The 19,503-nt window shown below is 72.3% G+C and carries 18 protein-coding genes; 9 read left to right on the top strand and 9 right to left on the bottom strand.

Annotated elements, in window-relative coordinates; all coding sequences use genetic code 11:
* Window positions 1-2: 2 nt before the first annotated feature.
* Entirely contained in the window at window positions 3-740 is a 738-nt protein-coding gene (locus AW271_RS22265) for an AAA family ATPase (protein ID WP_062339325.1), read from the top strand.
* Between the two features lie 6 nt (window positions 741-746).
* On the opposite strand, the gene AW271_RS22260 is transcribed toward AW271_RS22265, so the two are convergent.
* The 3 genes from AW271_RS22260 to AW271_RS22250 all read right to left on the bottom strand — a co-directional run bounded on the left by AW271_RS22260 (window position 747) and on the right by AW271_RS22250 (window position 5,287).
* The gene (locus AW271_RS22260) at window positions 747-3,803 is read right to left on the bottom strand and encodes a hypothetical protein (RefSeq protein ID WP_062339324.1); all 3,057 of its coding nucleotides are present in this window, start codon (window positions 3,801-3,803) and stop codon (window positions 747-749) included.
* Between the two features lie 109 nt (window positions 3,804-3,912).
* Complete coding sequence (locus tag AW271_RS22255) at window positions 3,913-4,566, bottom strand: FMN-dependent NADH-azoreductase (protein ID WP_062339323.1); 654 nt, start codon at window positions 4,564-4,566, stop codon at window positions 3,913-3,915.
* Between the two features lie 34 nt (window positions 4,567-4,600).
* Entirely contained in the window at window positions 4,601-5,287 is a 687-nt protein-coding gene (locus tag AW271_RS22250) for a DsbA family oxidoreductase (protein ID WP_062339322.1), read from the bottom strand.
* 109 nt (window positions 5,288-5,396) lie between these two features.
* Between AW271_RS22250 and AW271_RS22245 the strand changes: the two genes are divergently transcribed.
* Entirely contained in the window at window positions 5,397-5,834 is a 438-nt protein-coding gene (locus AW271_RS22245; RefSeq protein WP_083977040.1) for a winged helix-turn-helix transcriptional regulator, read from the top strand.
* Window positions 5,835-6,157: 323 nt separating this feature from the next.
* Here the strand turns inward: AW271_RS22245 and AW271_RS22240 are convergent, their stop codons facing one another.
* Window positions 6,158-7,468, bottom strand: coding sequence for a DNRLRE domain-containing protein (locus AW271_RS22240; RefSeq protein ID WP_062339321.1), 1,311 nt, complete (start codon window positions 7,466-7,468; stop codon window positions 6,158-6,160).
* A gap of 287 nt (window positions 7,469-7,755) precedes the next feature.
* Between AW271_RS22240 and AW271_RS22235 the strand changes: the two genes are divergently transcribed.
* A complete protein-coding gene (locus AW271_RS22235) occupies window positions 7,756-8,127 on the top strand; it encodes a hypothetical protein (protein WP_062339320.1) in 372 nt (123 codons plus the stop codon).
* Window positions 8,128-8,131: 4 nt separating this feature from the next.
* Here the strand turns inward: AW271_RS22235 and AW271_RS22230 are convergent, their stop codons facing one another.
* Window positions 8,132-9,337, bottom strand: coding sequence for a cysteine desulfurase-like protein (locus AW271_RS22230; protein WP_062339319.1), 1,206 nt, complete (start codon window positions 9,335-9,337; stop codon window positions 8,132-8,134).
* Window positions 9,338-9,423: 86 nt separating this feature from the next.
* On the opposite strand from AW271_RS22230, the gene AW271_RS22225 reads away from it, so the two are divergent.
* Genes AW271_RS22225 through AW271_RS22210 form a run of 4 tightly spaced genes read left to right on the top strand, consistent with a single transcriptional unit; the run spans window position 9,424 to window position 13,231 of the window.
* Window positions 9,424-9,708 (top strand): hypothetical protein, encoded by a 285-nt coding sequence (locus AW271_RS22225; protein ID WP_157554486.1) that lies wholly within the window; start codon window positions 9,424-9,426, stop codon window positions 9,706-9,708.
* Window position 9,709: 1 nt separating this feature from the next.
* A complete protein-coding gene (locus AW271_RS22220; protein WP_062339317.1) occupies window positions 9,710-10,291 on the top strand; it encodes an RNA polymerase sigma factor in 582 nt (193 codons plus the stop codon).
* A complete protein-coding gene (locus tag AW271_RS22215) occupies window positions 10,288-12,408 on the top strand; it encodes a tetratricopeptide repeat protein (RefSeq protein WP_062339316.1) in 2,121 nt (706 codons plus the stop codon). The genes AW271_RS22220 and AW271_RS22215 overlap by 4 nt, the downstream gene beginning before the upstream one ends.
* 16 nt (window positions 12,409-12,424) lie before the next feature.
* On the top strand, window positions 12,425-13,231 hold the full coding sequence (locus tag AW271_RS22210; RefSeq protein WP_062339315.1) for an AAC(3) family N-acetyltransferase: 807 nt from the start codon (window positions 12,425-12,427) through the stop codon (window positions 13,229-13,231).
* Between the two features lie 3 nt (window positions 13,232-13,234).
* On the opposite strand, the gene AW271_RS22205 is transcribed toward AW271_RS22210, so the two are convergent.
* Complete coding sequence (locus AW271_RS22205) at window positions 13,235-13,912, bottom strand: TetR/AcrR family transcriptional regulator (protein WP_245653156.1); 678 nt, start codon at window positions 13,910-13,912, stop codon at window positions 13,235-13,237.
* 55 nt (window positions 13,913-13,967) lie between these two features.
* On the opposite strand from AW271_RS22205, the gene AW271_RS22200 reads away from it, so the two are divergent.
* Window positions 13,968-14,879, top strand: coding sequence for an SDR family NAD(P)-dependent oxidoreductase (locus tag AW271_RS22200; RefSeq protein WP_062339314.1), 912 nt, complete (start codon window positions 13,968-13,970; stop codon window positions 14,877-14,879).
* Here AW271_RS22200 and AW271_RS22195 read toward each other — a convergent pair.
* Together AW271_RS22195 and AW271_RS22190 are read right to left on the bottom strand one after the other, a co-directional pair.
* Window positions 14,857-15,927 (bottom strand): hypothetical protein, encoded by a 1,071-nt coding sequence (locus AW271_RS22195; protein ID WP_157554484.1) that lies wholly within the window; start codon window positions 15,925-15,927, stop codon window positions 14,857-14,859. The genes AW271_RS22200 and AW271_RS22195 overlap by 23 nt on opposite strands.
* A 519-nt stretch (window positions 15,928-16,446) precedes the next feature.
* Window positions 16,447-17,040: a TetR/AcrR family transcriptional regulator gene (locus tag AW271_RS22190; protein WP_062339312.1), complete on the bottom strand. Its 594-nt coding sequence runs from the start codon at window positions 17,038-17,040 to the stop codon at window positions 16,447-16,449.
* A gap of 91 nt (window positions 17,041-17,131) precedes the next feature.
* On the opposite strand from AW271_RS22190, the gene AW271_RS22185 reads away from it, so the two are divergent.
* A complete protein-coding gene (locus AW271_RS22185) occupies window positions 17,132-18,307 on the top strand; it encodes a cytochrome P450 (protein ID WP_062339311.1) in 1,176 nt (391 codons plus the stop codon).
* On the opposite strand, the gene AW271_RS22180 is transcribed toward AW271_RS22185, so the two are convergent.
* Window positions 18,297-19,490 carry a cytochrome P450 gene (locus tag AW271_RS22180; protein WP_062339310.1) on the bottom strand — a complete coding sequence of 398 codons (1,194 nt, stop codon included), beginning with the start codon at window positions 19,488-19,490 and terminating at the stop codon, window positions 18,297-18,299. The genes AW271_RS22185 and AW271_RS22180 overlap by 11 nt on opposite strands.
* Window positions 19,491-19,503: the final 13 nt, after the last annotated feature.

Raw genomic sequence — 19,503 nt, 5'->3', positions numbered from 1 at the left:
CCGTGCTGATCACCCGATTGAGCGCCCGGCGACTCCCCGACGGCTGGTGCGCCGCCCTGCCCGTGGTCCGCCACCTCGCCGAGCGGGGCGTGCCGCTGACCGCCCCCGTGACGTTCCTCGTCGGCGACAACGGATCGGGCAAGTCCACCCTCATGGAGGCGATCGCGGACGTCGGCGGCATCAACGCCGAAGGCGGCAAGGCCGGCACGAAATACGCCGGCACCGGCCCCGCCACCCCGCTCGGCGAGGTCCTCGACGCCGACCTCACCGTCACCGGCGGACGCCTCCTGCACGGCCCCCGCCTGAAACGGCGCGCGTTCTTCTTCCGCGCCGAAACGCTCGTCAACCTCGCCCGCGGCGTCCTCACCAAAGAGGGAAAGGGCTTCTGGGCGGACGACCTCACCACCCAGTCGCACGGCGAGGGCTTCGTCACCGTCCTCGACTACATGCTCGACGGCCCCGGGCTCTATCTCCTGGACGAACCCGAGGCCGCCCTCTCCTTCCAATCCTGCCTGCGCCTGGCCGGGCTGATGCACCGCGTGGCGGGCGAGGGCGGCCAGGTCGTCTGCGCCACCCACTCACCGATCCTGACCGCCCTGCCCGGCGCCCAGATCGTCGAACTGGGCGACCACGGGGCGCGGACCGGCGAGTGGGCGAAACTACCGCTGGTCGACGACTGGCGCCGATTCCTGGCCCGCCCCGACCTCTACATGCGCCACATCGTCGACGACGACCCCTGACCCGGCTCAGGTCAGCTGGGCGTGCAGCCGACGGCACTCGTGGGCGAACCGGGTGGTGCGGCCGCTGTTGGCGTACTCGGCGATCTGCGGGATCTCCCCCCGCGCGCCGGTCCACCCGGCGACGTCGGCCGCGAAGGCGACGAGGTCGGCGTGGCTGACGGTGACACGCTCGCCCGCGCGGGGCAGCAGCGCGGGCAGCAGGACGCGCAGCATGCGCCACACCTCGTGGTGCCCGCCCCGCTCGGCCAGGTCGGTGAGCGCGGCGATGGCGGGGCGGATCTCCAGCCAGGACGTGCGGCGGATCGCCAGGGCCATCTGCCGTCCGATCGACTCGGCGGGCAGCTCTCCCTTCGCGGCCAGCCGCAGCGCCGTCGCGATCACGTCGGAGGTGCCGTCGGCCAGCATCACGGCGGCCAGCACGGCGGTGGCCTCGCCCAGCGGCCCGTCGGCCATGGCCAGCCCCGGCAGTTCGGCGACCTGCGTCCAGCGCAGCCACCGGCCGCGCAGCAGCGCGGGCAGGAGGTGGACGGACACGACCTCGCGGTGGGCGGGCATCATCGCCGACCACCACCCGGCCGAGTCCGCGGAGAAGGCGCCGTCACGCGGCTTCAGCAGCATCTCGTCGATCAGCGGGTGGCCGGTGGGCGGTGCGGTGAGGACCGGGACGATCCGGGCCGTGGTGAAGCCGGCCGGCTCGTCGTCGCCGAGCTCGACCCACTTGCGGTCGGAGCGGTGTTCCCAGGTGACGCCGGTCCGCGGGTCGGGCAGGCCGCCTCGCGCCAGCCAGCGCGCGACCGAGCGGGCGGCGTCGGAGCCGAGGGCCGCGGCGCGCGCGGCGGCGGCGGGGTGGCCGCCCCGGGGCAGCCGCATCAGGGCCTGGGCCAGGTCGGCGGGCAGCGGTTCCACTCCGGCGGCCGCGCAGGTCTCCAGCCGGGTGACCAGGACGCCGGGGTCGAGGTGGCCGTCGAGCCAGGTGGGCGTGGCCAGCAGGACGGGCGGCAGCGCGTCGTCCCGGAGCGCGGTCAGCAGCTCCAGATGGCGGTGGATGAGGAACTCGTGCGGCGGCGCCACGGCCCCCGGGTAGGGCATGCGGTGGCGCCGCCGCCACTCCTCGAACGGCGACAGCGGCTCGGGCTCCAGGACCCGCCGGTGGCCCAGCGTGTGGAACATCGTCACGGCGACGCACGGCTCACCGGGGCCCGGCGGCGGCACCGGCCGCGACCGCCGCATGGCCTCGGCCCGGCGGGGGTCCACGCCGAGCTCCAGGAGCTCGGCGGCGATGGCGTCGAGGCCGTCCAGGACGTGCTTCCCGGCGTCCACCCTGACCGTGCCGTCGACGACGGGCAGCGGCCGCCCCTCTTCGGTGGCGAGGGCCCCGGCCGGGCCCTCGTCGGTGGTCCAGGTGATGACGACCGTGCGGGGGGTCACCTCGTCGGCGAAGACGTAGTCGGGCCGCCGGGCCGAACGCGCCGGGACCGGCATGCTCACCTCGGGCGCCGCCTCACCCCGGGTGACCCGGCGGACCACGTGGGACGAGGCGCACGGGATCCACACGGTCTTCGGTTCGCGCGGCGGCAGGTCGGGCGGCCCGCCGGGGCCCGGCTCGGCCAGCTCGTCGGCCAGCGCGAACCGCCACTCGCCGAGGTCGGTCCGCGCCTCGGTCGACCGCCACCAGTGGGGCGCCTGGTCGTGCCAGGGCTTCACGTCGCGCCGCGCCTTCTCCCGGTCGCCGGCGACGGCCGCCACGAACGCCGCCAGCCAGCGTTCCCCGGCCACCCAGCCCGCCTCGTCGTCGGGCGACAACGACGGCTCGGGAAAACGCCCCACTTCCGGTATGTCGGGCAGCGGCGGGAACTCCCTGCGCTCGGCGCGATCCTCGGCCGGGGCCGTTCCGCTGAACCGCGCCGCGAGCTTGGCGCCCAGCTCGGCGCCCAGGTGGGGCAGCGCGTCGAGGATCGCCCCGGCGTGCGGGGCGAACGCCCCGGCGTGCTTGAGGGTCAGGTCGGCGGCGCGGTTGCGCACGTCGAACGACGTGTGCGCGTAGGCGGTCGTCAGCGCGGGCAGCAGGTCACCGGCGCTCTCGCCGGCGGACTTCACGCACTGGTCGAGCCAGCGCAGCCCCACCGCCGCCAGCTTCGCCTCGGCGCGGAAGGTCAGCGCCTCGACCGCCTCCACCAGGTCGGCGTGGTCGAGCGGCAGCGCCTTGCGCACCTGCGCGGCGGCCAGCTCGGCGACCGGGCCCGGGGCCGAGGGCAGCAGCCGCAGGTAGTCGCGCGACCGCGCCGCCGCCTCCTGCGGCGTCGGGTCGAGCAGCGTGTGCAGGCGGACGAAGAACCGCAGGTCCTGGACGTCGCCGCCGCGCAGGAACCGGCTCACGCACCCGTCGAGCGCCCGCTCTCTCGGCAGGTCGCGGGCGGCGGCCGCCAGCCAGCGGGTCGGCTCCGGGTCGAGCCTCTCCTCCCGGAGAGCCCGGCCCGCGCCGTCGGCGTCGAAGACGCGCGGCAACAACACGGGGGTCAGGGGGTCGCCGGCCACACTCGGCACGGTCAGCCAGGCGGCCACCAGCGGGTCGTGGTCGGGCGGCGTCGCGCCCGAATGGCGGAGCAGCGCGATGGCCAGCGGGGCGATGCGGTCGGCGGGACGGCGGATGCGCCGGGCCAGCCGGTCGGCCACGTCGAGCCGCCACGTCTCAGGCCGGGCCGCCGCCACCCGCACGACCGCCGCGACGTCGAGGTCGCCGGCCCAGCGGCGGTTGACGTCGCGGCTGGTCAGCCACGTCACGGCGGCCGCCGAACCGCCGATGCAGCCGACACCGGCCAGCGCCAGCGCCAGCGCCCCGGCCCGATCGTCGAGCAGGCCGTCGACCTCCCACGCGGCCGGTTCCGGGGTCTGCTCGGCGACGCGGCGGCGGACCTCCTTCACCAGGCCGGGCAACCGCGCGCCGATCTCGGCGCGCTCCGCATCGCCGAGCGCGACCAGGCGATCGGCCAGGGTGGCGGCCTGGTTGCGGACGACCAGGTCGGTGATCTCCGCCCAGAGGGCGGCGGGGGTGGCTGAGGTCATGATCGGGACAATAGATCCCGGCACCGACAACCGGACGATCGGCGGTATGGCTGGCGACAGACGACGATCTCGTGTACGGAGACCTTCCGCCGCGCGAGGTTCGGCATGGTCACCGGCGTGCGGGCTCGGACAGCGGGGACATGTCCGCGGCGTGGCGGCGAGCCAGGTCGTGGGCGTTGGCCAGGGATGCCTCGTGGAGCGGTATCAGGTGCCGCATCGGTTCGATGGTCGGCGCATAGGTCAGCTCGGCGGTGATGGAGCGGACGTCGAGGCCGAAGAGGTGGGTGTCGCCGAGGATGGTCTCCAGGGCGGGAAGGAGGAAGTCCTTGCCGTGCTGCGGGGCGCCGGGCCCGTATCCGCCGCCGCGGGCGGAGACGATGACGGCCGGGCGCCCGGTGGTGGGAGTGGCCTGACCCACGGCGATGGTCCTGCCGACGATCATGATGTGGTCGAGCCACGCCTTGAAGACCGAGGGTATCGAGTAGTTGTACAGCGGGACGGCGAACAGGTACGCGCCGGCGCCGAGGAACTCCTCCACGAGTTCGTCCTGCAGGACCGCCGCCGCCCGCTGCTCGGGGGTGTGCCGGTCGGCGGGGACGGCCCGGGCGCAGACGCCCGCGGCGTCCAGGTGCGGAACCGGGGTGAGCGCGAGGTCGCGGTGGACGACGGCGCCGGCCCAGGCGTCGGTGAAGGTGTCGGCGACCTGCCGGGAGAAGGAGGCGCGGCCGGAGACGGAGGCGTCGATGCGCAGAAGGTAGGACATTGTGGTGCTTCCTGAATGGCGGTGATGGATGTGCTCAGGAGATCTGCGGGCCGGGAACGGCGCAGCCGTCCGGAGCGCAGAGCCCATCGGCGTGGCCGGCGTCCCACGCCTCGGTCATCGCGGCGAGCAGCCGGTCGGTGCCGACGGCCCCGCTGATGGGCCGGTGGCCGTCGATGACCAGGAACGGCACCCCCCGCGCGCCCAGCCGGACGGCGTCACGCTGGTCGGCCGCCACCTGCGCCTCGTACCGACGCTCACCGAGGATCTCGGCGGCCCGCCGACCGTCCAGGCCCAGCTCGGCGGCGAAGCCGAGCACCTCACCTTCGGTCCACAGCTTGCGCGCCTGCCCGAAGTGGGCGCGGAACATCGCCGTCCACGCCTCGTCGCCCCGCCCCTGCTCGGTGGCGTGGGCGAGCAGTTCGTGCGCCAGGTCGGTGGGCCCGAGTGTGCGCTCCAGCACGTGATAGGGCGTCAGCCCCTCGGCCGCCGCCTGTTTCTCGATCGGCCGCAGGACCTGGCCGGCGACCTCGGGCACACCCGCCATCCGCAGCAGTTCGAGCTGAGTGACGCCTTCGCGCGGCAGGCCGGGGTGGAGCTGGAAGGAGCGGTGGACCAGGTTGACGTCGGCGGCGTGTTCGAAACGCTCCAGCGCCTGGTGGAGCCGATGGTCCATCAGCCCGCAGAAAGGGCAGACGATGTCAGACCAGATCTCGATCTTCATGGCGGCACCTCGTGGGTCACTTACAAAATGTGTGCAGCCCCACTGTGCATTAGTATCGAGACCCGTACAAAAGGCACATCCATGTGCGTGACCAGGAGAGACGGCGGCCATGAGCGCGGGCAAGATCGGAGCGGAGCGCACCAACGTGCGCGGCAACGTGCGGCGGATCCCCAGCCCGTGCGCCCACTGGGAGGACGAGGACGCCGACTTCATCCGCCAGGTCCTCGACCTGGTCGGCGACAAATGGAGCGTACTGATCATCGGCACGCTCGCCGACGGCCCGATCCGCTACACCGCCCTCGCGGCCGACATCCCCGGAATCTCGCAGCGCATGCTCACCCTCACCCTCAAACACCTGCAGCGCAGCGGGCTCGTCGACCGCACCGTCTACGCGGAGGTCCCTCCCCGCGTCGAGTACTCCCTGACTGATCTGGGCACCTCGTTGCTGTCCATCGTTCTGGATCTCGCTGCCTGGTCCGCCGGCAATCACTGCGAAATCCGCGATCACCAGCGCGCTTACGACGCCACGGCAACGGCGAAGACGTGATCACACGCCGCAGCCACGGCGTTCGCGGCCGTTCCCGGCCGGGGACCGGCCCGTCGGAGGACAGCGGCCCCTCCGGGGCGGCCGGAGGGGCGGCGCGACGTCCGCTCCGCGGTGCTGAGGCATTCCCCGGTTCCGACGTTCACCAGGTGCCGCCCGTCGTCGGCTCGGTTCAGCCGCCACCGCTGGGTGTCGCCGTCATTCGACGGATTTCCGAATCGAGACAGGCGCCCGATTTCACGTTCCGTATTTAAAGACTTTGCCCGGCTCGATTTCGGTCATGTTCCGTCACCGTTTAGCCGGCGGCAAGCTTCGACAGCCGCCGGTTACATGTCGAGGGTGAGTTTCCGCCAGTCCGACCAGCCCGACTGGAACGGCCCGCCATACGCGCCCACCCGCCAGCGGACCTGCAGGCCGCCGTCGGCCAGGCCGTCGGGGAGGGTCACCACCGCCTGGCCGCCGGAGGGGACGTCCAGGACCGTCTTCTCCCAGATCAGGCCGGTGCCCTGCAGCGGCGCGTCCGGGTCGTACTCCATCTGGAACACCACCCGCGTCGTGTCGAGGAGCGGATGGGTGACCGTGGCCCGCAGTTCGGGGGTCAGGCTCATGCTCACCGTGGAGGTCTGGCTCTCGTAGGAGGGGACGACCTGGCGGGCGGTGATCTGGGCGACGTCGGCGGCCACGGTGCCTGCGTTCCACGCCGACCAGTCGGAGACCGTGCCCGCCGTCAGGTTGTGGGCGCGGACCCGCCAGCGGATGTGCCAGCCGTCCTGGAGCAGCCCCGCGGGCACGACCACCGACGGCCTTCCGAAGCTGGACACCGGGGCGGAAGTGGCGGTCCAGATCCGCCCGACGCCCTGACCGGGGGCGGCGGGGTCGTGCTCGACCTCGAACTCGGCGGTCAGGCTGCCGCCGGCGGGGTCGACCACCTGCGACTCCACGCGGGGCGTCAGCCCGGCCACCCACGTGCCGGGGCCGTCCTCATGGGTCGCGATGGACGACGCTCGGGTGGACGGGACGGAGGGCACGTCCATGGTGACGGTGAGCACGGGGATGACGTCGAGCGGGTTGATCCCCGAGGAGAAGGCCCACAGGCCGTCGTCGGTGCTCTCGTCCGGGGACTGCAGCACCAGGCCGTGGTTCTCCGCGCCACCGGCCCAGGCGTTGACGATGCCGGTGACCGGCCACTCCACCGTGTCGGGGTAGACCGCGCACTGCGGGGTGACGCCCTTGGCGGCGATCTGGGCGTCCTCGTCGGTCGAACCGGGCGTGTTGCCCCAGTGCAGGAAGTCGCCGGACCAGGGCCCGGTGACGCGGCGCACCTGGACGCCCTCCCCCACCGCGGGCCCGCAGGCCGGCGCGCCGAGCCCGGTGAGCCGCAGCGTGGCCGACCGGATGACGCCTTCGGGCAGATGGGACAGGTCGAACCGCAGATAGCTCCGGGCCGTCACACCGCGCCGGCTGCCCGACAGGAGCGTCTCGTCGAGCCACGACGCCGGGGAGTCCTCGTCGTTCCTGGAGGTGACGGGGATGGTGGTCTGCGACATGAGGTCCTGGACGACGACGAGCGTCGGCACATCGGCCGAGGCGGCGGACGGCACGGCGGCTGGCCCGGCCACCGTCACGACGGCGGTCATCAGGGACAGGGCCCTCCTCCGCAGGAGGGATCGACTTCTCCGGGGCGCCGAAATGATCATTGACATCACGAAGGGGACGCTAACAAATTATCTGACAAATCGATATATTGACATTCTCGAATACAATTCGAGATGACCGACAAATTCTGCCTATTGCCGACAAAGACCGTCTGTCGATTAGGGGAGCCGATCGGTCGACTTGAGGGCCCGTCATTCAGGCCCCCCGCCTTCACCGGAGAACGACGCCCGCGCCTCGCTGGCCGGAATGGACCGGGACGACGTCACCCATGTCGGCGGAGTCACCCACCGGCATTTCGAGCACGGCGCTCCCCGACGGCACGACCTGGGTCCGGCTGAACCCGGATGCCGCCCATGAGCGCCATTTCACCCGCCAGCCGATCGACGTGTCCGACACCCGCATCCTGCGCACGCTGCTGCGGGACGCGACCGGAAAGCCCGCCTCCGGCGGGTACGCCCACCGCGGCGTCGTGACCCTCGGCGCACGGGGCGCCGCCTCGCTCGGCCGCGAGAAAGACACGATCAACGGATGGCTCTGGACCAACGCCCAGGGCGTTCCCCACCAGCCACCGCGACTGGGGAGTCCCCTGGTCGTCACCGTCCCGCCCGCCGACCAGGTGATCGACGAGCGCGACTGGTGAACCGTCACGCGGTCAGGTCTCCCAGGGCGTCGAGCAGCCGGTCGACGTCGGACCTGTCGTTGTAATGCACGAGCCCGGCCCGTACGCCGGACCCGCTGTCGCGGATGCCGAACGCCTGGGTGAGCTCCCAGGCGTAGCAGTGCCCGTCCCACACGTTGACCTGGCGGGCGGCCAGATGTTCGGCCACCTGCCGGGGGGTGTGCCCGGCGACGGTGAAGAACGCGGTGGCGGTACGCCGCCGCGGCGAGCCGACCAGGCCGACACCCGGCAGCGCGGACAGGCCCTTCAGCAGGTGGGCGAGCTCGGCCTGCTCGTGGGCCTCCACGGCCGCCATCGAGGCGAGCACCCGGTCGCGCCGGGTGCCGGTCGCCTCCGGGTCGAGCCCGGCCAGATGGTCGACCGCGGCGGCCACGCCCGCCAGGTCGGCGAACGGCAGCGTGCCCGTCTCGAACCGGTCGGGCACCTCGGCCGGCGAGGAGGCGAGCTTGTCGGGCCAGAGCCGTCCGAGCAGCTCGGGACGGGCGACGACGGCGCCGACGTGCGGGCCGGACCACTTGTAGGAGCTGGTCGCGTAGAAGTCCGCGCCGAGCGCCACCATGTCGATCGGGGTGTGCGGGGTGGCGTGCACGCCGTCGACGTAGGTCAGCGCGCCGACCGCATGGGCCCGGTCGGTGATGCGCCGCACGTCGGGCATGGTGCCCAGGATGTTGCTGGCCGCGGTGACCGCGACCAGCCTCGTCCGGTCGGTCACCAGGTCGTCGTACTGCCCGGCCGGCAGTTCCCCGCTCGGCACCTCGACCGCCGCCCACCGGACCGTGGCCCCGGCCCGCTCGGCGGCCTGCACCCACGGCCGCACGTTGGCGTCATGGTCGAGCCGGGACACCACGATCTCGTCCCCCGGCCCCCAGTCCTTCGCCAGCGCGTACGCGAACCGGTAGGTCAACGTGGTCATGTTCGGACCGAACACCACCCCGCCCGCGTCCCCGCCGACCAGGTCCGCCACGGCCTGCCGCGCCCGTACGACGATCGCGTCCGACCGACCGCTGGCCGCGAAGGCGCCATGGGTGTTGCCGATGCCCTCGGCGTAGGCGGCGGCGACGGCGTCGATCACCGGCCGGGGCGCCTGGGTGCCCGCGGCGGCGTCCAGCCAGGCGTATCCGTCAGAAAGGGCGGGATAAAGCGCGCGAATCCGCGCGACGTCGAGGCTCATGCCACCACAGTCTCCCTAATCCCCCCGCCGGGAAATCCGCCGGGACGACCAAACGCCGACCCCTGCTCGATCGACTCTTAGGTGTGATGCTGCTGACTTCCCCCAAACACGACGCAGAGGCGGCCCTGACCGCACTGGCCGCGGGCGTACTGACCTGGCAGTCGACCGCACTGATGGTGGCGAGCTCGCTGACAGCCTGGGCCGCGATGCGACTGCTCGCCGAATGGCAGGCGCGCCAGACGCTCCTCGCCCTCACCCGCACACTCCCGGCCGGACTGATCACGATCCGGCGGAACGCCTCGCGGCCACCGACCTTCCACCTGGCCTGGGGAACCGACCCCGACCAGCGCGAACGGCAGCCGGAGACATGACATGGCCCCCTCCACCCCCCGGCCCGAACTCACCCGGCGGCAACGCCGGCAGGTCGCCGACCTCTTCCGGCAGGAAGCCCACGACCTGCATCGATACGCCTGCTCCCTCCCCTGGGCCCGCGCGTGCGACGCGCCGGATCTCGTGCAGAAGGCCTTCGAGGCGGTCTGCCGCGCCTGGGACGACGTCGGCCCGCTCAGTCCCGGCCAGCGCAGGAAGTGGCTGCGCCAGGCGGTCAGGTACCGGTCGATCGACCTGTGCAGGAGGCCGGCGGTGAGCCCGCTGACCGACGACCTCCCCCACCCGCACTCTCCGTGCGACGACGTCGGCGACCGGGTCGCGTTCGCCCTCGCACTGGAGGCCTGCTGGCGGGTGATCGAGTCGATGCCGCCCACCCGGCGGACGGTCGCCTGCCTGCTCTGGCGGGAGTCGTGGACCACCCAGCAGGTCGCCGAGCACCTCGGGCTGGCCCCGAGCACGGTACGCGGGCACCTGCGGGAGGCCCGCGGGCAGATCAAGGCCGGCGTCGGCCACCTGGTGTCCTTCACCGACGACGAGGAAGAAGAAGAGGAGCCCTCGCCATGAACCACGACGAGCCGATCCGGCTCACCTACGCCGACCTCTACCGGCGCGCCCACACCGCCGCGGCGGCCCCGCCCTACGACGTCCGGCGCGGCCTGGACGACCTGATGGCGTGGATCGACCGCGAGGTCGACATCGTCGACGACACCCTCGACGACACCCTCGACGACACCCTCGACGACACCCTCGACGGCACCATGCCCGAACTGCGCGGCCGCCGCGACCTGCTGGAGCGGCTGGTGGCACTGGCGCACCGCCCCGGAGAGGGCCCCGCCGTCCTGGCCGGGCCGGGCGGAGCCGGGAAGTCCACGCTCGCCGCCGCCCTCACCGAGCAGCTAAGCGAGCGGCACGTGTGGTGGGTCTGCGCCGCCGACCCGGCCGGCTTCTCCGCGGGCCTCGCCGACGTGGCGGGTGACCTGGGCGGATCCCACACCGACGTCGAATCGATCGCCAAAGGGGCGGCCGAGGCTCCGGATCGGCTCTGGCGGCTGCTGGAGAACGCGTCCCGGGAATGGCTGCTCGTCTTCGACAACGCCGACGATCCCCAGGTGCTCGCGGGCGCGCGGGACGGCCGGGGCTGGGCCCGCGCGTCGCACCGCGGCCTCGTCGTGGTGACCAGCAGACAGACCGACCCGCGCCACTGGGAGGCCGCCCGGACGTTCACGGTCGACCGCCTGAGCACCGCCGACGCGGCCCAGGTCCTGCGCGACCTCGCGCCGGACGCCGGAGACGACGCCGAAGCCGAGACCCTGGCACACCGGCTCGACGGCCTCCCGCTCGCCCTCACCCTGGCCGGCGCCTACTTGCGTTCGCCGGTCGCCCAATGGCCGACCTTCGCCGCGTACACCCGCGCCCTCGGACGAGTCCCCGGCACCGCCGTGGCGCGCACCGCGGAGATCTCCCTCGACGGCCTGGCCAGCCACGGCGTCCCCCAGGCCCGGACGCTGCTGCGGCTGGCGAGCTGCTACGCCTCCACGTCCATCCCCACGCGCATCCTGCCCACGACCGGGCTGAAGGAGGCGCTGGACGGACTGCGGGGCGTCGGACTCATCCGGCGGGAACCCGCCGTGATCACGCTCCACCCCGTCGTCACCGCCGCCGGCCGGGCCCGCATCGACGGGCCGGACCTCTGGCACACCGCCGTCGAACGGCTCGCCGACGCGCTGCGGGAGCTCCGCGCGGACCGGCCCGACCACTGGTCACCGGACCGCTGGCCCCACTACCGGCTGCTCGGCCAGCACCTGCTGGCCCTGCTCGACAACGCCGCCGGGCACGTGGACCTCGACCACCTCGCCCTGCTCATGGACGCCGCCGCCGACCTGTCCGGGGCCTTCAACTGCAGCGGAGCCGGGAAAGCCGCCGACATCCTGTGCCGGACCGCCCTGACCCGCTGCGCCGCCCTGGGACAGGAGCATCCCGCCGTGCTCGACGTCCGGCACAACCACGCCTGGGCGGTCGCCGACGGCGGGGACCCCGCCCGCGCCGAGACGATGTTCAAAGAGGTGCTCGACATCCGGCGCCGCGTGCTCGGCGACCACCACCCCCAGACCATCGAGAGCCGTCACGAGTTCGCCTGGGTCGCCACCTGCCTGGACCGATGGGCCGAAGCCGAGGAACGCTACCGGCACGCGCTCACCGACGGCCTGCGCCACCTGGGCCCCGAGGCGCGCCTCACCCTGACCACCCGGCACGAACTGGCCCTCGCCATCGCCCGGCAGGGCCGCCTCGACGAGGCCCGCGCCGCCTTCCAGGACGTCCTCCACGACCGGCGGCGCATTCTCGGCGGCGATCACCCGCAGACCGTGCAGACCCAGCACGAACTCGCCTGGATCACCGCCAAGCAGGGCAACTGGGCCGAGGCCGAGGCCATGTACCACGACCTCCTCACCCTGCGCCGGACCCTCGAGACCGACCACCCCCAGACCCTGCTCACCCTGCACGAACTCGCCTGGACGATCGCCCGCCAAAACCGCCTCCACGAGGCCGAGTCCCTCTACCGGCGGGTCGCCGAACGGCGCGGCCGCACCCTGGGCGACGACCACCCCGACACCATGACGACCCGGCGGGCCCTCGACGAGCTCCTGCGCGGCCACGTCGTCGACGCCGACCACCTCGCCTGACCCAACGGAGGCCCCCATGATCCACCCCGGCCACCTCACCGCCGCCGTCGACGACCTCGGCCTCGCCGGCCGCCCCGTGATGCTGCACACCTCACTGCGGTCGTTCGGCACACCCGTCGACGCCGACACCGTCCTGGACGCGCTGCTCGCGCGCGGCTGCACCGTGGTGGTGCCCGCCTTCACCGAGCCCCAGTTCAGCCTGCGCGTTTCCGCCGGCCCGGCCCGCAACGGCGTCGACTACACCACCGGGCCCGACCGGATTCCGGACGGCCCCGCCTACACCGTGGACTGCGGTCTCATCAACCCACACCTGGGCATGCTGCCCGCGGCGCTCATCCGGCGGCCCGGCGCCGTACGCGGCAGGCACCCGCTCAACTCCTTCGCCGCCCTCGGCCCGCAGGCCGCCGAACTCATGGCAGCCCAGAGCCCGGACGACGTGTACGGCCCCGTCCGCGACCTGGCCGACCGCGACGGCGCGATCCTGCTCATCGGCGTGGGCCTCAACCGCATGACGGCATTGCACCTGGCCGAACAGCGGTCGGGCCGCCGCCTGTTCCTCAGATGGGCGCGGGGCGAGGACGGCGAAATCCGCACGGTGGAGGTCGGCTCCTGCTCCGAGGGCTTCCCCCGCCTGGAGCCGGCCCTGCGCCCCTTCGCCCGCACCGCCACCGTGGGCGCCTCCCTCTGGCGCGCCTACCCCGCCCGGCAGGCCGTGGCCGCCGCGACGGCCGCCATCGCCGCCGACCAGGACATCACCCGCTGCACCGACCAGGGGTGCCTGCTCTGCCGCGACGCCATCGCCGGAGGCCCCCAAGCACCCTGAGGGTCAATCGCGAGGCAGCACGCCCAACAGGGTCGCGGTCAGGGCCAGCCTCAAGGAGTCCCCCAGCTCCATGTGGAAGCCGGCCAGGTCGGGCTCGGCCTCATAAGCCGCCCGCAGGCTCGGCGGGGGCGTGCTGTAGGCCGACAGCGCCCCCGCCATCACCATGGTCTGCAGGCAGAACAGCGTCGCGTTCTCCCCCAGCTCCGGCAGGCACCTCCCGACCAGACCGGACATGGTCGTCAGCCGGGCCAGGGAGCCGCGCTTGTACCGCGCCACCACCTCGACGGACACGTTGTGCTCCAGCACGCTGCCCTGCGCCCCGAACAGATCGCACAACACCACCCGGCGGGAGAGCGACCTGCTCAGGATCCCGGCCACCGCCGTCGCCCGCTCGGCCATCGGACGGTCGTCGTGGACGCCGGCCGCCAGCTCCCCCGCCAGTTCCGCCAGCCACTCCCCCAGGAAACGGTCCAGCAGTTCCAGCAGCACCGCCTCACGCGACTCGAAATAACGCAGCACGTTGGGCTTGGCCAGGCCCACCCGGCGGCTGAGCTCGTTCAGGCTCACCGCCGCGACGGGCATCTCGTCGAGCATCGCCGACGCCTCGTCGAGGATCGCCCGCCGCCGGATCTCACGCTGTTCCTCGGTTCGGGCCCGCTGGAAGGTCACGGTCGCCAGCATACTTAAATACCTCCGGTACGTTGACAACGTACCGGAGGTATTTTAATGTCCCGGTATGACCCAGAACTGGACCACCACCAACATCCCCGACCAACACGGACGACTCGCCGTCGTCACCGGAGCCAACACCGGCCTCGGATACGAGACCGCCAAAGCCCTCGCCGAACACGGCGCCTCCGTGATACTCGCCGTACGCGACACCGAAAAAGGCAACCAAGCCGCAGCCCGCATGACCGGCGACGTGACCGTCCAAGCCCTCGACCTCACCTCGCTCGACTCCATCCACGCCGCAGCCGCCGCACTACGAAACCGGACCGACCGCATCGACCTGCTCATCAACAACGCCGGCGTCATGTACACCCCCAAACAGACCACCCACGACGGCTTCGAAATGCAGTTCGGCACCAACCACCTCGGCCACTTCGCCCTCACCGGGCTACTACTCGACCTGATGCTGCCCCTACCCGGCTCACGCGTCGTGACGGTCAGCAGCACCGGCCACCGCATCCGAGCCGCCATCCACTTCGACGACCTGCAATGGGAACGCTCATACAGCCGCATCGCCGCCTACGGCCAATCCAAACTGGCCAACCTGATGTTCACCTACGAACTCCAGCGCCGCCTCGCCCCCCACGGCACCACCATCGCACTCGCCGCCCACCCCGGCATCTCCGCGACCGAACTCGCCCGCAACGTCCCGGCCCCCCTCCGGCTCCCCATCACCTGGCTCGCACCACTCATCACCCAGACACCCGCCATGGGCGCCCTGCCCACCCTGCGCGCCGCCACCGACCCCGCCGCCCTCGGCGGCCAGTACTACGGCCCCGGCGGCCGCAACCAGGTCATCGGCCACCCCCGACCGGTCACCTCCAGCCCGGAATCCTACGAAGCAGACGTCCAGCAGCGGCTGTGGGCCATCTCCGAAGACCTCACCGGAGTCACGTTCACCGGTACGGGCCCGTCATGACCACCCGGTCAGCCGACTCGTGCGCCTTCACACTCGTCTCCGGGTCATAGGAGTTCCCCGGCGCCGGAACCGACGACGCCCCCGCCCGCACCAGCAACGTCGTCCCCGGAACATGCACCGTGACCGCCGCCCCGAAATTCGTGAACAGACCCCAACGACGACCCGAAGGCGGCTGCGGAGCGGCGACCTTCACCCACTTCCCCGCACGACTGCGCCACAGCGGCTGATCAAGGCCGTAATCGAACCACACACCCCCCAACCCGTCAGGCTCGATATTGCCCGGCGCGGACGTGCCAGGCGGGGTCAAGGTCGTCCACTTCGACCCACGCCGCTGCAGGACCGGCAGACGGTCGCCGTCCAGCACCGAACGGCCCGACAACCACAGATCACCACCCTTGCCGACGACCACGTCATCGAGCTGCAACTGGACACCGACCTTCGCCGGCGCCGAAACGGGCACCCGGACCAACGCCCGGCCGTTCCACCGCAACGCGGCAGGGCTGCCACCCTGAATCGTGTCGTAAATGGCCTTACCCGACTTGTACCGGCCAAGCACCCACACGTCCCGCCCCTGCACACGCACCGCCCCGACCTCAAGACCGGCCGGAACCGGAACAGACTGCCAGCGCCTGCCGTCGTACCGGCTCAGCCTCCCCTGCTCCGACAACCAGGCCCCACCGGGAACAGCGGCCAGCAGCACATGAGCCGACCGCGAGAACGACCGCATCACCCGCCAGCCCTTCCCATCCCAACGATGCGCCCGGCCAGAACTGAGCGCCCACACGTCACCCGCCGACGAAGCGGACAAGGCCGTGATCGCCCCCGACGGCCTGGGCATCGACCGCCAGCGCCTGCCGTCGAAACGCTCGAGCAGAGCCGCGTGGGACCCGGACACCAGAACGCTGCCCGCCCCGCTCGCCGCCCAGATGTCCTTCGCGCCGACCGCCGCCACGTGGGCGAAAGAGTCATGACCCGCCTTCGGCGCCAGCGACGCCGACCGCCACACCGGCGCCTCACCGGCCGCGCCGCCCACCAGCACCGCCGCCATCACGAGAGCCCACACGATTTGCCCCCATCGCCCTGGAAAGATCTGGACATTCTGACGCATCCACGGGGGCGGAGATCCCAGCTTCGGTCAGGTCGCCCGCCGGCAACGACCACGACCAACGCCCTCCGGCCCTGTAACGAAGGCGCCCATGGCGATCTCAGCGCCGCTGTGGGCCCTGGTCACGCGGCATCGGAGAGCTGCCGCTCTCCCCTGGTTGAGGGTTGTTGTTTGGGGAGCTGAAATTTTTGTATTGTCCCGACGCCTTTACAAAGTAGATTTCTAACCGCGTTGAGCCCCGATGTCGCATGACTCCGACCAATGCGCAGGTGATCGGGCGAGCGCGAGGGATCCCCTCCCTCTGACCTGACTTATGGCGCTACTGCGGTCCCCCACCAGGCCGCCGCCGACCCGCTGCGGGAGATCTTCGCCACCCGGCTGGGCTGGTCGCCACCCAGGTTTTCGACCTGCCCCGACCCGTTATGTGCTGCGATCTGCCGCCGGTCGTCGCCCCGGTCGGCCCTACTCTGCGGGCCACCTGATCGGCGCCCGTGCCGCGTCGATGACGCCCTGCACCGCTGCGGCGATGCGCTCGGGAGCCTGGCCGGGATCGGGCTGCCCGGCGTCGAGCCAGGCGATGACCGCCTCGACGGTGAGCACCGGAATCAGGTCGGCGGCCCACTCAAGCCACGGTCCCGCCGGGATGACGCGGGCCAGGTTGCGATGGGCGAGTTCGCGCGAGGCGACGGCCATGAAGCTGGTCAGGTCGCGGAACTCGCGTTCACGCGCGGCATGGCGGAACAACAACCGGAACCCGTCGGGGTCGCCGCTCGCGGCCTCGACCAGCGCGGGGATCGCGCGGTCGTCGTAGTCGCCGGAACCGGTGGTCTCGATGAGGCGCGCGCACGAGCGGTCGAGCACGGCCCGATAGAGGTCGGCCTTGGACTCGAAGTGCCGGTAGAGCATGGCCCGCGTCAGTTCCGCCTCGGCGGCGACGTCGTCGAGGCCGGTGTCGGCGAACCCGTGGCGGGCGAAGGCGCGGGTGGCCGCGTCGAGGATCTGCTCGCGCCGCTCTGCCCGCCGCAGCCGCCGGACCGGGGCCGCCTGGTCGACCATTCGGACACTCCTCTTGTATCCCCCGAAGTATACAAGTTAGATTTTTAGACGTCGGAGTATACAACTGATCGTCTACTTATCCGGGGGTCCCATGTCCACGCTTCCGTTCCAGCAGTCGGACGGCCCGCTGCGCCGCCCTCCTGAGCTGGGCGAACTTCAGGCGCAGGGCCCGGTCCACCCGGTGACCACGGCGGTCGGCGACCCCGCCTGGCTCGTCACCGGTTATGAGGAGGTACGTCGCCTGCTCGCCGACGACCGCCTCGGCCGCGCCCATCCAGAGCCCGAACGCGCTTCCCGCAGCGGGGAGTCGGCCCTCTTCGGCGGCCCGCTCGGGAACTTCGACACCGAGCAGACCGACCACCGCCGCATGCGCGCCCTCCTGCAGCCGCACTTCTCCCCCAAGCGCATGCGCGCCCTGCGTCCCCGCATCGAGGAGCTCACCACGACGCTGCTCGACGAGATGGAGGCCGCGGGCTCCCCCGCCGACCTGCACGCCGCCCTCGCCCTGCCGCTGCCGATCGCCGTCATCTGCGAACTCCTCGGCGTGCCCTACGACGACCGCGACCGTTTCCGCGCCTGGAGCCAGGCCGCCGCCGACGTCACCGACCGCGCCCGCTCGGAGCAGGGTCTGGCCGATCTGTTCCTGTACGGCCGTGACCTGGTCGCCCGCAAACGCGCCGAAGGCGACCCGGACGCCGACGTGATCTCCTGCCTGGCCGCCACCGACGGCGTCGGCGACGACGAGGCCGCCATGCTGGGCATGTCCCTGCTGTTCGCCGGCCACGAGACCACGGTGACCGCGATCGGCATGGGCACCCTGTGGATGATGTCCACCCCCGGCGAGTGGCAGGCCCTGGCCGCCGACCCGGGCCGGGTCGACGCCACGGTGGAGGAGATCCTGCGCGGCTTCGGCCTGGGCGGCGGCGGCCTGGTGCGCTACGCCCGCACCGACCTCGACGTGGAGGGCGTCCAGGTGCGGACCGGCGACCTGCTCCTGCTGGACACCGGCGCGGCCAACCACGACCCGGCCGCCTACCCGGAGCCCGAGCGCTTCGACCCCGACGGCTCCGGCGCGCCGCACCTGAGCTTCGGCCACGGCGCGCGTTACTGCATGGGCGCGCCCCTGGCCCGCATCGAGCTGAGCGTGGTCTTCGCCCAGCTCGTCACGCGGTTCCCGGGCCTGCGGCTCGGCCTTCCCGTGGAGGAGATGACCTTCGACCCGAAGACCCTCACCGGCGGGCTGACCGCCCTGCCCGTCACCTGGTAGCGCTGGTGACCATCAGGCGGCCCGGACGGTGCACCAGCCCGTTCGTCCAGGAGATCTCCTCCGCAGGCGCGGCCAGCCGCAGACCGGGCAGCCGCGTCACCAGCGCCCTGATCGCCTCGGTCAGCTCGACCCGGGCCAAGGCGGCGGCCAGGCAGCGGTGGGGGCCGTAGCCGAAGGCGACGTGGGGGTTGGGGGTGTGCCCGGCGAATCGGTGGATGTCGAACGTCGCGGGATCGGGGAACGCGTCGGGGTCGTGGTTGGCCGCCAGCAGGTCGGGCAGGACCACCGTGCCCGCCGTGACCGGGCACCCGCTCGGCAGATCGAGGTCCCGCGTGATCCGGCGCATGAACGCGCTGGCCGGAGGGCCGTCGTACCGCAGGATCTCCTCGACCGCGGCCGGTGTCAGGTCCGGATCGGCGGCCAGCTCGGCCCAGGCCGCCGGGTGCAGCAGCAGCCGCAACACGCCCTTGGCGATCATCGAGGCGGTCGTCTCGTGCCCGGCGGTGATGAGGGAGAAGACCGTGTTGACCAGCTCGCCCTCGGTCAGCCGGTCGCCTTCGTCGCGGGCGGCCACCAGCAGGTCGATCAGGTCGTGGCCGGGGTCGGCGCGGTGCGCGGCGACCAATTCGGCGCAGTACGCCATGAACTCGGTGTAGCCGCGGTAGCGCACCATCTCGTCGGCCGTGGAGGTGGTGAGGAACATGTCGGTCCAGGCGAGGAACTGGTCGTACCTCTCCCCCGGCACGCCGAGCAGTTCGCAGATCACCCGGCACGGGATCTGCACCGCGAACGCGTTCACCAGGTCGAACTCGTCGTCCATCTCGTCGAGGAGCCGGCCGGCGATGTCGGCGATCCTCGGCCGCCACCGTTCGACCTGGCGGGGCGTGAAGGCGCCCTGCATGATGCGCCGGTAGCGGGTGTGCTCAGGCGGGTCCTGGTTGACCAGGGAGTCGGGGTCGTCGTCGATGCCGATGCCGGCGACGAACCTGGGCAGCCCCGGCAGCCGCAGGTTCCGGCTGGACGCGGGCGAGGCCAGCAGGAGGCGGACGTCCTCATATCGCACGGCCACGGGCACATGGTCGCCGCTCGGCATCGGAGCGACACCCATCGGGTCGTGCTCGCGGCGGCGGGCGTAGTCGGGGGACGGCGTGCCCAGCGGCCCTGGGCGGATCTCTGCGGTCATCACTACCTCCCGA

Source organism: Herbidospora sakaeratensis (assembly GCF_001570525.1).
GTDB classification, from domain to species: domain Bacteria; phylum Actinomycetota; class Actinomycetes; order Streptosporangiales; family Streptosporangiaceae; genus Herbidospora; species Herbidospora sakaeratensis.
Note: the sequence above shows the minus strand (reverse complement) of the source record. Positions and strands in the feature narration are given on the sequence as shown.